The sequence below is a fragment of the Microbacterium sp. OR21 genome, from assembly GCF_047306785.1.
GTDB lineage: Bacteria > Actinomycetota > Actinomycetes > Actinomycetales > Microbacteriaceae > Microbacterium > Microbacterium esteraromaticum_E.
The window spans coordinates 263,754-276,976 of record NZ_JAZEXJ010000002.1; the positions used below are offsets into that span (position 1 = coordinate 263,754).

Below are 13,223 nucleotides of genomic sequence, written 5' to 3' on the forward strand. Positions count from 1 at the left end.
CGGATGCTGAGCATCCGGCCTCTTCTGCGTCTGTCATCACATGCCGTCGATGACACCGTTCAACGTCGCCGACGGACGCATCGCGGCATCCACCTTGTCTGCATCCGGACGGTAGTAGCCGCCGATGTCGACAGGATGCCCCTGCACCGCGTTCAGCTCCGCGACGATCTTCTGCTCGTTCGCGGCCAGCTGCTCGGCGATCGGCGCGAACGCGGCGGCGAGCGCCGCGTCCTTCGTCTGCGTCGCCAGCTCCTGCGCCCAGTACAGCGCGAGGTAGAAGTGGCTGCCCCGGTTGTCGATCGTGCCGAGTGCACGGCCGGGCGAGCGGTCCTCTTCGAGGAAGGTGCCGGTGGCGGCATCGAGCGTCTCGGCGAGCACGCGGGCCTTCTCGTTTCCGGTGCGGTCGGCGAAGTGCTCGAGCGACGCGGCCAGGGCGAAGAACTCGCCCAGCGAGTCCCAGCGCAGGTAGTTCTCGCCGACCAGCTGCTGCACGTGCTTCGGGGCCGAGCCGCCCGCACCGGTCTCGAACAGACCGCCGCCGGCGAGCAGCGGGACGATGCTGAGCATCTTCGCGCTCGTGCCGACCTCGAGGATCGGGAAGAGGTCGGTCAGGTAGTCGCGCAGCACGTTGCCGGTGACCGAGATGGTGTCGAGGCCGTGGCGCATGCGCGCGAGGGTGTAGCGGGTGGCCTCCTCGGGCGCCAGGATCGTGATGGTGAGGCCCTTGGTGTCGAGCGTCGCGAGGCCCTGGTGCACCTTGGCGATGATCTGCGCGTCGTGCGAGCGGTTCGCGTCCAGCCAGAACACGGCAGGCGCTCCGGTCGCGCGAGCGCGGGTCACCGCGAGCTTGACCCAGTCCATCACGGGGATGTGCTTGGTCTGGGTCGCACGCCAGATGTCGCCGGCGCCGACGGTGTGCTCGATGAGCACGGTGCCCTCGCTGTCGAGCACCTGCACGATGCCGTCCGACGCGATCTCGAACGTCTTGTCGTGGCTGCCGTACTCCTCGGCGGCCTGCGCCATCAGGCCGACGTTCGGCACGGTGCCGATGGTCGCCGGGTCGAGCGGGCCGTTGGCGATGACGTCGTCAATGACGGCCTGGTAGACGCCGGCGTACGACGAATCGGGGATGACCGCGATGGTGTCGGCCTCACCGCCGTCCTTGCCCCACAGCTTGCCGCCGTTGCGCACCAGCGCAGGCATCGACGCGTCGACGATCACGTCGCTCGGGACGTGCAGGTTGGTGATGCCCTTGTCGGAGTTGACGTACGACAGGCGGGGACCGGCGTCGATCGCCCGCTCGAAGGCCGCGGCGATCTCGTCGCCGCCGGCGACCGTCGTCAGACCCGACAGGATCGAGCCGAGCCCGTCGCGGGGACTCAGGCCGGCCTCGGCGAGCTTGTCGCCGTACTGCGCGAAGACGTCGGCGAAGAATGCCTTCACCACATGGCCGAAGATGATCGGGTCGCTGACCTTCATCATCGTCGCCTTCAGGTGCACGGAATAGAGCACGTCATCGGCCTTCGCCTGCTCGAGGGTCTCGGCGAGGAAGGCGTCGAGATGCGCGGCCGAGAGGAAGGTGGCGTCGATGATCTCGCGCGGCAGGACCTTCAGGCCCTCCTTGAGCACGGTGATGGTGCCGTCGGCTGCGATGTGCTGGAAGCTCAGCACATCGTCGTGGGCGGCGACCCACGAGCGCTCGTTGCTCTTGAAGTCGTCGTGGCCCATGGTCGCCACGCGGGTCTTCGACCCCTCGGCGAACGGCTTGTTGCGGTGCGGGTGCTTCTTCGCGTAGTTCTTCACCGCGAGCGGGGCGCGGCGGTCGCTGTTGCCCTCGCGCAGCACCGGGTTGACGGCCGAGCCCTTGATCCGGTCGTAGCGCGCGCGGATGTCCTTCTCCTCGAGCGACTGCGGCTCGTCGGGGTAGTCCGGAACATCGAAGCCGTTCTGCTGCAGTTCGGCGATGGCCGCCTTGAGCTGCGGGATGGATGCCGAGATGTTCGGCAGCTTGATGATGTTCGCCTCCGGCAGCGTGGCGAGCCCGCCGAGCTCGGCGAGCGCGTCGCCGACCTGCTGCTCGGGGGTCAGCTTCTGCGGGAAGGCGGCGAGGATGCGACCGGCCAGCGAGATGTCGCGGGTCTCCACCTCGATGCCCGCCTGACCGGTGTAGGCCTTGATGATCGGCAGGAAGGAAGCGGTGGCCAGAGCCGGCGCCTCGTCTGTGTAGGTGTAGATGATGGCGTCGTCGGTCACCGGGATCTCCGTTCGCGAGGGCAGATTTATCTCGATACCAAGATACCCGAGTCTCCTCGACGGGCCCCGCCGCAGCATGCACGACTGTTACAACACGCGCGGCGGGGACGCGCTAGCCTGGGGTCATGTCGGAACTGCGCGTGGAAGAACTATCCGCTGCGACCATCGTCGCCGTGAACAATCTGTCCCTGCGCCCTGGACAGGAGCAGTTCCTCGCCCCCGTGTCGTACGGCATCGCGGCGACCGTCGTGAATCCGCAGACCTCGTGGCAGCGCGTCGTGCTCGACGGCGACGAGGTGGTCGGGTTCGTCAGCGCCAGCTTCGACGCCGACACCCCCGAAGAGCACTTCAAGAGCGTGCTGTGGCGCATCAACGTCGACGCCGACGAGCAGCGGCGCGGCGTGGGCCGCTTCGCTGTAGAAGCTCTGATCGACGAGGCGCGTGCGCGCGGCGTCGACCACGTGAACGTGATCTACGAAGCCGGTGAGGCCGGGCCCGAGGCGTTCTTCCGCCGCGTGGGCTTCGAGCCGGTCGGCGAGACCGAATACGGCGAGGTCGTCGCGCAGATCCGCGTCACGGACTGAAGCCGGCGGCGGGGCCCCGAATCCCCTCCCCCATCGAGACCCCGTCGCCGCTCGTCTGGGAGCGCTCCCTGCGTGCGACGCGGTCAGGGGCGGCGCTTGCGCGTGGTCCAGGCGATCACCGAGTCCGAGGTGCGCACCGCGAAGGTGCGCGCGGCGTCCCACAGGGCATCCGGCAGCTCTGGCCGCACCTGCTCACCGCGCGCCGTGCGCTCGGCGACGTCGAAGGTGCGCTCGAGCTCGTCGACGGCGACCCGGTACGCGGCGAAATCCTCCGCAGTCACCCTGGTGTCCGGTCGGGGCCTGGCGTCTCTGGCACGCTCCAACGCAGCCAGGAACAGCGCGGTGGCGGGCTGCCGCCCATCGCTCATCGCGGGGAAGGCGATCGCGCGCGCGGGGTCGGTCTCGTACTCCATCCACCGCGCGAGCAGGGCATCATGCCGGGCCCGCAGCCGCTCCAGCGGCAGCATGCCGCCTGCCGCCATGGCCGACCGCTCCGTCGAGACCCGCACCCGGCTCACCCTGACCCGCGCGACCGCGGCACGCGACGCCAGCTGCGCCTCCCGGAGGGCCCGGCGGGCGGATGCCACCGCCTCGGCGTCCGCGCGGGCGGCCGCCTTCTCGGCGATGACCCGCGCGGCATCCGCCCGGGCGACACGGGCAGCATCCGCCGCCGCGCGCGCGTCGAGCTGGGCGCGGCGCAGCTCGAGCCGCGCCGCGTCATAGCCCAGTCGCCTGCCGTTCACCGTCCCTCGCCTTCGCACCATCGCGTACCCGGCCGCTCCCGCGCCGGCCGCCGTCGGCGCGACCCACCACAGTTCGGTGGCGAGCAGCAGGATCGGATCCACCATCCCAACCTAATCTCAGACGAGCGTCTCCTGCCAGGCCGCGTGCAGCTGGGCGAACCTGCCGGTGCCGCCGATCAGCGCGGCGGGGGTGTCATCCTCGATGATCCGGCCGTGCTCCATCACCAGCACGCGGTCGGCGATCGCCACGGTCGACAGGCGGTGCGCGATGATGATGGCCGTGCGGTCGGCGAGCAGCGTCTGCAGCGCCTCCTGGATCAGCCGCTCGGACGGGATGTCGAGCGACGCCGTCGCCTCGTCGAGGATGAGCACCGCGGGATCGGCGAGGAACGCGCGTGCGAACGAGATCAGCTGGCGCTGCCCCGCCGACACACGTCCGCCCCGCTTGTTGACGTCGGTGCCGTAGCCGTCGGGCAGGGCCGAGATGAACTCGTCGGCGCCCACCGCGCGCGCCGCCGCGCGGATCTCGTCGAGCGTCGCGTCGGGCTTGCCCAGCGCGATGTTGTCGGCGACCGTGCCGCTGAACAGATAGGCCTCCTGCGTCACCATGACGATGGCGCGGCGCAGGTCCTTCGGGTGCAGCATCCGCAGATCGACGCCGTCGAGGGTGACCCGGCCCTCGGTCGGGTCGTAGAACCGCGAGACGAGCTTGGCGAGCGTCGACTTGCCCGCACCCGTCGTGCCGACCAGCGCGATCGTCTGCCCGGCGGGGATGTCGAGGGTGAAGTCCGGCAGGATCGTCCTGTCTGCGTTGTACGCGAACGTGACCCCCTCGAAGCGCAGCGCGCCGCGCGACTCCCACAGGTCGACGGGCTGGTCGGGATCGGGAACGGTCGGCTGCTCCTCGAGCACACCCGACACCTTCTCGAGTGCGGCGGTCGCCGACTGGTACGAGTTGAGGAACATCGCGATCTCCTGCATGGGCGCGAAGAAGTTGCGCACGTACAGCACGGCCGCCAGCAGCACGCCGACACCCAGCGCGCCGTCGGCGACACGCAGGCCGCCCCACAGCACCACGCCGGCGAGGGTGAGCGCGGCGACGCCCATCAGACCGGGCTCGAAGGTGCCGTACAGCACCATCGAGCGGCGGTTGACGTCGCGGTAGTCGCCGGCCACCTTGCGGAACGTCGCGTCGTTGCGCGGCTCCTTCCGGAAGGACTTGACGGCCCGGATGCCGGTCATGGTCTCGACGAACTGCACGATCACCGTGGCGCTGATCACGCGCGACTCGCGATACACCCGCTGGGAGCGGGTGTAGAACCAGCGCATCAGCAGCACCAGCGGGATGCCCGCGACGAGCAGGATCACGCCGGACTGCCAGTCGGCGATCACCAGCGCGATGAACGTGAACAGGCCGAACAGCACACCCGAGACGAGGTTGTTCAGGCCGCCCTCGAGCAGCTCGCGGATCGAGTCGAGATCGCTGGTCTGGCGCGAGATGATGCGCCCCGACGTGTACGACTCGTGGAACTCCAGGCTGAGGCGCTGGGTGTGCAGGAAGATCCGCTTGCGCAGGTCGAGCAGCACCGCCTGCGTGATGCGGGCGGCTAGCACCACATAGAGCCCGATCAGCGCGGAGCCGACGATCCCGGCGAGCAGGTACACGATCGTGACGATGATCGCGGGCATCCAATCGGCGGTCTCGAGCAGGTGCGGCAGCGCCCGGTCCAGTGCGATGCCGATGAGGATGGGGCCGGCCACCTGCAGCGCCGTCGAGACGACGAGCACCAGCGCGGTGATGACGATCCGCACTCGGAGCGGCCCGACGAGCGAGCCGAGCAGCCGCAGGGAGCGCTGTCTGATGGCCCGGCTCTCAGCCTTGGTGTAGTTCGAGCGGTCTTCGCCCTGGGTGCCTGCGATGCTCACGCCTGCACCTCCTCTTCATTCGCGGATGCGTCGATCGACGCATCGGTGATGATGTCGATCGCGCCGGTGCGCGCCGCCTCCTCCGCCTCGAGACTCGAGATGACGTGGCGGTAGTGCGAGCTGGTGCGCAGCAGCTCGGAGTGGGTGCCCACCGCGGTGATGCGTCCGCGTTCGAGCAGAGCGACGCGATCGGCGAGTGCGACCGTCGACGGCCGGTGCGCGACGACCAGCGCGGTCGTGTCGGCGAGCACGTGTCGCAGAGCCTCTTCGACGAGCGCCTCGGTGTCGACGTCGAGGGCCGAGAGCGGGTCGTCCAGCACGAGCACCTTCGGGTCGGCGGCGACCGCGCGCGCCAGCGCCAGGCGCTGACGCTGGCCGCCGGAGAGGCTCAGGCCCTCCTCGCCGATGATCGTCTCGACGCCGTCGGGCAGCGTGTCGACGAACCCGGCCTGGGCGACATCGAGCGCCTCGCGCAGCACCCGCTCGGCCTCGTCACTGCGGATGTCGAGGTCTGCGCGGCCCAGCAGGACGTTCTCGCGTACGGATGCCGAGAAGAGCGTCGCGTCCTCGAACGCCATCGCCACGTGGCGGCGCAGCTCGGACAGCTCCAGATCGCGCACGTCGACGCCGTCGAGCGTGACGCGCCCGCCGGTCACGTCGTACAGGCGCGCCGGCAGCGTCGTCAGCGTCGTCTTCCCCGAGCCGGTCAGGCCGACCAGCGCCATGGTCTCCCCCGGCCGCAGCACGAGGTCGATGCCGTCGAGCAGATCCCGCTCGTTGGCGCCGGCGTCCTGATAGCGGAATCGGGCGCCCTCGAACGCGAGCTCACCGCGCGCCTCGCCGAGGCGCACCGGGTTCTCGGGGTCGGTGATGGTGTTCGTCTCCTGATAGATCTCGAACACCCGGTCGGTCGCGGTGCGCGCGTCGAGCATGAACGAGAAGAGGAAGCCGATCGACTCGATGGGCCAGCGCAGCACGGCGGCCATCGCGAAGAACGCGAACAGCTGCGGCACGTCGATCTGCCCCTGGGCGATCAGCCAGATGCCCGAGATGAGGCTGAGGCCGAACGCGATCTGCGGCATGAGGTCGAGCCAGAACCAGATCTCGGCGATTGCCCGCGCTTTGCTCAGCTCGGTCTGGCGCAGCGTCTCGGCCTGGCGGCTGAAGCGCAGCAGGGCGTGCTTGCCGCGCCCGAACGCCTTCAGCACGCGGATGCCGTGCACGCTCTCCTCGACGCTGGTGGCCAGATCTCCCGCCTGGTCCTGGCTGCGACGCGCGAGCGCGCCGTAGCGCTTCTCGAACAGGAATCCCTGGATCCACATCGGCACGCCGGTGACGAGGAAGATCACGCCGAGCAGCCAGTGCCAGCGGAACAGCAGCGCGGCGCCGATGATGATGGTCAGCACGTTGACGACGAGCAGGATCAGGCCGAAGGCCAGCCAGCGCCGGATGATGTTGATGTCCTGCATCATGCGGCTGAGCAGCTGTCCGGACTGCCAGCGGTCGTGGAAGGCGACGGGCAGCCCCTGCAGCCGCGAGTACAGCTCGGCACGCATCTGGTACTCGACCTCGGTGGCCGGGGTCAGCACGAACCACCGACGCAGCCACACCATGGCGGCCTCGCCGAACGCCAGGGCCAGCACCCCGAACGCACCGGCGACGACGAACCCGAGCGAGCCCTCCACGCCCCCGCCGAGATCGAAGTTCTTCACGACCTGCTCGAGCACGATCGGGATCATCAGGGCGATCACGGCGGCCGCGAGCGCGCTGAGCGCACCGCCGATGAGGCGGCCGACGATGGGCCGGACGAACGGCTTCAGGCGCCAGAGCGCCGCGACGGTGGACAGGGACGACGAAGACGAGGTGACAGACATGACTCTCAGTTGCGTGGCGAGCGGAAGACGAAGACGGGTGCGGATGCCGATGGCATCCGGTGCGGGTGCGGCGCGGCGCGATCAGAGGTCGCGAGGCCGCGGTTCAATCCCGCGGGCGGAGTGCGCGCGAGCGGAGGGACGTCGTGACAGTCGTCGTGATCATGGTGTCCTCCTGGAGCTCGGCTTCATCGGCCGGTCGACGCGACAGCCTATGAGCCTATTGCGGAAGACGCTTTCTGCGCAAGAGTCCGCGCCGTGTCGCAGACGCTCAGAGCTCTCCCCGCTCGCGGGCCAGCAGGCTCTGCTTCACCGGGAGGCCCCACGCGAAGCCGCCGAGCGATCCGTCCGAGCGAAGCACACGGTGACACGGCACGAACAGCGCGGGCGCGTTGCGCGCACAGATCGACGCCGCCGCCCGCACCGCTCGCGGGCTGCCGAGCGCGACGGCGAACTCGCTGTAGCTGAGCGGGCGGCCCGGCTCGATGCGTCGGAGGGCGTCCCATCCCGCGGCCTGCAGCGCCGTGCCGCGCTGGCGCACGCGCACCGACTCGATGGCCCGCAGGTCGCCCCGGTAGTACGCGTCCGCGGCATCCGCGGCATCCGTCTCCCCCTCCGCGATCGACGCGGGGCGCAGCGCCGGGTGCACCCGAGCGACGATCGCGTCGTGGTCGTCGCTCCAACCCGACGCGAGCACCTGCTGCGCGTCGTCGACGAGGATCGTGAGCGGACCGTCGGGGGTCGCGATGGTCTGGATGAGTGCGGTCATGACGGTTCCTTCGCGGTCGAGCGGCGGCGTGGCGGTCGCACCGGCGCGGCGCGCCAGAGATGTGCGGTGAGGTAGCTGCGCCAGGGCGCGACGCGCGCTGCCCAGGCGGTGAGGGGCGCCGGATCGGCGGGGAGTCCGGATGCCGCCGCGCCGGCGCGGACGGCCACATCGCCCGGCAGGAACACATCGGGGTCGCCGAGCACCCGCATTCGCACGTAGTCGGCGGTCCACGGTCCGATGCCGGGCATGGCCAGCAGCGCGGCGCGCTGCGCGACGGCATCGTCGCCGACGGTAAGGGTGAGGGATCCGTCGGCGAGCGCGGCCGCGGCGCCGGTGATGGCGCGGATGCGCGCGGCCGGCCCACGGAGCACCTCGGCGCCGTGCTCGGCGATCGCCGCCATCGTGGGGAACAGGAGTCCCCCGTCGGGGGTGCGCTCGCCGAGCTGCTCGGCGAGCGCGGTCAGCGCGGTGCGGGCCGCGGCGACGGTGATCTGCTGGCCGACCATCGCGCGGATGAGCATCTCGTGCGGGTCGGCGGCCCCAGGCACCCGGATGCCCGGCAGCGCGGTCACCAGTGCAGCCAGCTCGGGGTGCCCCGACAGCGCCTCGTCGACCGCTGCCGGATCGGCGTCGAGGTCGAACAGCCGACGGGCCGTCGACACGAGCGGGGCGAGGTCGGCGAGCCGGGTCACCGTCGCCCGCAGCCGGAGCTGCCCCTCGGCCGTCTGTCGGATCTCGAAGTGCGCCGGGCCGCCGGGCATCCGCAGATGCCGGGCGAACGAGGTGGCGGTCGCCGACTCGACTCCCGGCAGCGCTCGGGCGGCCATCCAGGCGAACACGCCGTCGGCGTCCATCGGTGTGCGGTGCGGCAGCAGCAGGTCGATCGCGCCCTGCGAGCCGCCGGACGAGGGCGTGCCCGGCGAGCGACGCCGCTTCGCGCGCAGCTCGCCCGGTGTCATCTCGAAGACCTCGCGGATGGTGTCGTTGCACTGCCGGATGCTCGCGAAGCCTGCCGAGAATGCCACCTCCGAGATCGGCAGGTCGGTGCCCACGAGCAGCATCCGGGCGGTGTGCGCACGATGCGCTCTGGCCAGGGCGAGCGGGCCCGCGCCCAACTCTCCGGTCAGCAGCCGGGTGAGGTGCCGCGGCGAGTAGCCGAGTCGTCGGGCGAGACCCGGCACGCCCTCCTGCTCGACGACGCCCGCGGCGATCAGACGCATCGCCCGCGCCGCGGCGTCGCCGCGCACGTTCCACGCGGGCGATCCGGGCGCCGCCTCCGGCAGGCAGCGCTTGCACGCCCGATAGCCCGCCTCGTGCGCCGCCGCGCTGGTCGGATAGAACGTGACGTTCTCGGGTTTCGGCGTGCGGGCCGGGCAGCTGGGCCGGCAGTAGATTCCCGTCGAGCGCACTGCGGTGACGAACTGCCCGTCGAAGCGGGTGTCCTTCGCGCTGATCGCGCGATAGCGCTCGTCGTGCTCGGTGCTGCTCATGCCTCCATGCTGTCACGCGCACGGACGCACGGCTGGCGGAAATCGGACACGGCAGTCACGCTGCCCCCGCATCGGTCAGTGGAAGAAGTGCCGCTCTCCGGTGAAGAACATCGTCACGCCGGCCTTGCGGGCCGCGTCCACCACCTCGTCGTCTCGCACCGATCCACCGGGCTGCACGATTGCGTTGATCCCCGCGTCGATGAGCACCTGCGCCCCGTCGGCGAACGGGAAGAACGCGTCGGATGCGGCGACGGAGCCTGCGGCGCGGTCACCCGCGCGCTCCACCGCGAGGCGGCAGGAGTCGACGCGGTTCACCTGGCCCATGCCGACGCCGACGGTCGCGTTGTCCTTGGCGAGGACGATCGCGTTCGACTTGACCGCACGGCACGCCTTCCACGCGAAGATGAGGTTCTCCATCTCGCGGTCGTCCGGGCGCTCGCCCGACACCAGCTCCCAGTTCTTCGCGACCGAGACGATGTCGTCGGGGAAGCGGTCGGCGTCCTGCAGCAGCAGTCCGCCCGAGACGAGGCGCACGTCCATGCGCTCCTGGCGCCAGTCGGCGGGCAGCTGAAGCAGACGCAGGTTCTTCTTCGCCTTGAACACCTCGAGCGCGGCCGGCTCGAACGCCGGGGCGACGATCACCTCGGTGAAGATGTCCTTCAGGTTCTCGGCCATCTTGAGCGTGACGGTGCCGTTCGCGGCGATCACTCCGCCGTATGCCGACACCGGATCGCACTCGTGGGCGCGCAGGTGGGCGCTCGCGATCGGGTCGAGCGCGCTCGGCGCGGTGGTCGCGATGCCGCACGGGTTGGCGTGCTTGATGATCGCGACGGCGGGCAGCACCATGTCGTACGCGGCGCGCAGCGCGGCATCCGCGTCGACGTAGTTGTTGTACGACATCTCCTTGCCCTGCAGCTGCGTGGCCTGGGCGATGCCGTGGCCGCCGACGCGGGTGTAGATGGCGCCGCGCTGGTGCGAGTTCTCGCCGTAGCGCAGCGTCGCCAGGCGCTCGGCCTTGACGGTGAGGTGCGCCGGCAGGTCGCCGGTTTCGGCGAGAGTGCCCTCCGAGAACCACTGCGCAACCGCGGAGTCGTAGTTCGCGGTGTGCGCGAACGCACGCGCCGCGAGCTCACGACGGTGCGCGAGCGTCGTGCCGCCCTCTTCGATCGCCTCGATGATGGCGGGGTACGACTCGGGCGAGACCACGATGGCGACGTTCGCGTGGTTCTTCGCAGCGGCGCGCACCATCGCGGGGCCGCCGATGTCGATCTGCTCGACGATGGCGTCGGGCTCGGCTCCGGATGCCACGGTCTCGACGAACGGATAGAGGTTGACCACTACGAGCTCGAACGGCTCGATGCCCAGATCGGCGAGCTGACGCTCATGGTCCTCGAGGCGCAGGTCGGCCAGCAGGCCGCCGTGCACCTTCGGGTGCAGGGTCTTCACGCGGCCGTCGAGCATCTCGGCGACCCCGGTGACCGCGGCGACGTCGGTGACCTGATGACCGGCATCGCGGATGGTCTGCGCGGTCGATCCGGTCGAGACGATCTCGATGCCCGCCGCCGTCAGCGCCTCGGCGAGCTCGAGCAGACCGGACTTGTCGCTCACCGAGACGAGCGCGCGCTTCACCCGCACCAGGTCGCGGTCGCGGTACAGCGAGGGGTCGAGACGGGGGCCGGCCATGAGGATGCTCCTTCGTTCGGGCGAGGTCGTGGGGGTCAGCGGATCAGCGGGAGAGGGGCAGCTCGCCGGTGGCGATGCGCTGCACCGCGTCGATGAGCAGACGCCGCTCGACGGGCTTGATGCGGTCGTGCAGCGTGGATTCGGTGTCACCGGGCAGCACCGGCACGCGCTCCTGCGCGAGGATCGGGCCGCTGTCGATGCCGTCGTCGATGACGATGATGCTCGCACCCGTCTCGGTCACGCCGGCGGCGAGCGCATCGCGAACGCCGTGCGCGCCGGGGAACTCGGGCAGGTAGGCCGGGTGGGTGTTGATGATGTTCGGCGCGTAGCGCTCGACCACGGCGGGCGGCAGCAGCCGCATCAGGCCGCTGAGCACGATGAGGTCGGGCTGCCAGGCATCCAGCTGCGCCGCCAGCTCCTGTCCCCACTCCTCGCGACTGGCGTACGCGGTGTACGGCACGGTGAACGTGGGAATGCCGAACGCCTCGGCGTGGGCGAGACCCGCCGCGTCGCGGTCGGCGCCGACGGCGATGACCCGCGCGGGGAAGTCGGGGTGGCTCGTCGCCTCGAGCAGGGCTCGGAGGTTCGAGCCGGTACCGGAGATGAGAACGGCGAGCGTCAGCACCCGCTCAGTCTACCGGGGTGGTGTACCGGGCCATCTCCGTGTTCCATCGGTCGGTGCGCTCCTCGGCGAGCTCGTCTGGGTGCCGCGGCGCGAGCAGCAGGATGGCCGCGCCGATGAGCACCTCGACGCCGACGGCCAGCGCGAAGGGCCCGACCGCCGGCCCCGCCTCGGCGAGCCGGCCGGGGCCGATCGAGCCGGATGCCAGCACGGCGGCGAGCGCGGCGATGCCCGCCGACAGGGCCGCGATGCTCAGGGCGATCGCCGCGCGGGGTCCGTATCCGTGCGCGGTGTCCTCCCAGACCAGGCGAGAGCGCACCATCCAGCCGGCGAGCGCCCCGCACGCGATGGGCACGAGCACGCTCACCAGCATCCAGATCGACGAGTGCTCCGGCAGCAGACCGAGCACGGGGATGCCGGGGATGACGCCCAGCTCGGTGCCCGCGGGCGAGACGCCCGTGCCGACACCGACCGAGAACCCCGGGCCGGCGAACCAGCTCGCCGCCCAGACGATCAGGGTTGGCAGATAGGCCAGGTGTCCGATGGTGAGCATGAGGGCGCCGAGTGCATCGACGTGCGCCGCCTCGAACAGCGCGACCACCTCACCGCCGCGCAGCAGAGTCATGGCGGCGATGCCCAGCGCGGACGCCCCGGTCAGCGCGATCGTGACGACCACGGCACCGCGCACCGCCTCGCCGGGCACAGCCGCCCACTCCCCCCAGCCGTCGACTCGGTCGCGGAGCAGGTCGATCGGCCCGTCGTCGCCCTCCGACCAGGCGTGCACGACTGCACCTGCCAGCGCGCCGACGGCGTACACCGCGACGGGGATGACGATCGCCGCAGCGAACGGCGCCCGCAGCACGTCGGAGCGGCAGCTCACGGCCACCGCGGCGGCGAGCACGGCGAAGGCCGCGGTCCCGCCGACGACACCCGAAATCCAGCGGCCGGCGACCGCGGCGCGGCGGCCGGAGCGCGCGGCGAAGAGCAGGGTGAACACGAGCAGTGCCAGCGGCGGCACCGAGAGCGCGAAGCGAGCGGCGTCCTTCGATATGCCGAGGCCCGACAGCAGGGCATCCGGCAGCACGACCTCGAGCGGCACTCCGTGACCGAACTGCCACAGCGTGCCGCTCACCGGCCACAGCGCGCCCCAGTCGGCGTCCAGCCCGAACGCGAGCGTCCACAGCAGAGTGAAGGGCGCGAGCACGACGGCGAGCCCGACGGCCGCCGCGATGGCGGCGTCGAGGGCGGCGAGAAGCGCGACGAGGAGGCGTTGCATGTCGGA

Annotated in this window: 10 protein-coding genes; 1 reads left to right on the top strand and 9 read right to left on the bottom strand. The window is 70.9% G+C overall.

All coding sequences use genetic code 11. The features are described 5' to 3' along the window. Positions 1–36: 36 nt before the first annotated feature. Positions 37–2,253 carry an NADP-dependent isocitrate dehydrogenase gene (locus V2S04_RS05885; protein ID WP_413637509.1) on the bottom strand — a complete coding sequence of 739 codons (2,217 nt, stop codon included), beginning with the start codon at positions 2,251–2,253 and terminating at the stop codon, positions 37–39. Between the two features lie 125 nt (positions 2,254–2,378). On the opposite strand from V2S04_RS05885, the gene V2S04_RS05890 reads away from it, so the two are divergent. After that, the gene (locus V2S04_RS05890; RefSeq protein WP_413637510.1) at positions 2,379–2,837 is read left to right on the top strand and encodes an N-acetyltransferase family protein; all 459 of its coding nucleotides are present in this window, start codon (positions 2,379–2,381) and stop codon (positions 2,835–2,837) included. Positions 2,838–2,920: 83 nt separating this feature from the next. Here V2S04_RS05890 and V2S04_RS05895 read toward each other — a convergent pair whose 3' ends face one another. From V2S04_RS05895 to V2S04_RS05930, 8 genes are all read right to left on the bottom strand, one after another. After that, positions 2,921–3,685, bottom strand: a complete 765-nt coding sequence (locus V2S04_RS05895; RefSeq protein WP_413637512.1) for a hypothetical protein — start codon at positions 3,683–3,685, stop codon at positions 2,921–2,923. Between the two features lie 12 nt (positions 3,686–3,697). Next, positions 3,698–5,506, bottom strand: coding sequence for an ABC transporter ATP-binding protein (locus tag V2S04_RS05900; protein WP_413637513.1), 1,809 nt, complete (start codon positions 5,504–5,506; stop codon positions 3,698–3,700). Then, positions 5,503–7,380: an ABC transporter ATP-binding protein gene (locus V2S04_RS05905; protein WP_413637514.1), complete on the bottom strand. Its 1,878-nt coding sequence runs from the start codon at positions 7,378–7,380 to the stop codon at positions 5,503–5,505. The genes V2S04_RS05900 and V2S04_RS05905 overlap by 4 nt, the downstream gene beginning before the upstream one ends. A 268-nt stretch (positions 7,381–7,648) precedes the next feature. Then, positions 7,649–8,146 (bottom strand): methylated-DNA--[protein]-cysteine S-methyltransferase, encoded by a 498-nt coding sequence (locus tag V2S04_RS05910; RefSeq protein ID WP_413637515.1) that lies wholly within the window; start codon positions 8,144–8,146, stop codon positions 7,649–7,651. Continuing rightward, positions 8,143–9,636 (bottom strand): DNA-3-methyladenine glycosylase 2 family protein, encoded by a 1,494-nt coding sequence (locus tag V2S04_RS05915; protein ID WP_413637516.1) that lies wholly within the window; start codon positions 9,634–9,636, stop codon positions 8,143–8,145. Before V2S04_RS05915 ends, V2S04_RS05910 begins: the two co-directional genes overlap by 4 nt. Positions 9,637–9,711: 75 nt before the next feature. Continuing rightward, on the bottom strand, positions 9,712–11,319 hold the full coding sequence (gene purH, locus V2S04_RS05920; protein ID WP_413637518.1) for a bifunctional phosphoribosylaminoimidazolecarboxamide formyltransferase/IMP cyclohydrolase: 1,608 nt from the start codon (positions 11,317–11,319) through the stop codon (positions 9,712–9,714). A 43-nt stretch (positions 11,320–11,362) separates the two neighbouring features. Further along, on the bottom strand, positions 11,363–11,944 hold the full coding sequence (gene purN, locus V2S04_RS05925) for a phosphoribosylglycinamide formyltransferase (RefSeq protein ID WP_413637519.1): 582 nt from the start codon (positions 11,942–11,944) through the stop codon (positions 11,363–11,365). Between the two features lie 4 nt (positions 11,945–11,948). Beyond that, positions 11,949–13,217, bottom strand: a complete 1,269-nt coding sequence (locus tag V2S04_RS05930; protein ID WP_413637520.1) for a DUF6350 family protein — start codon at positions 13,215–13,217, stop codon at positions 11,949–11,951. Between the last annotated feature and the right edge of the window lie 6 nt (positions 13,218–13,223).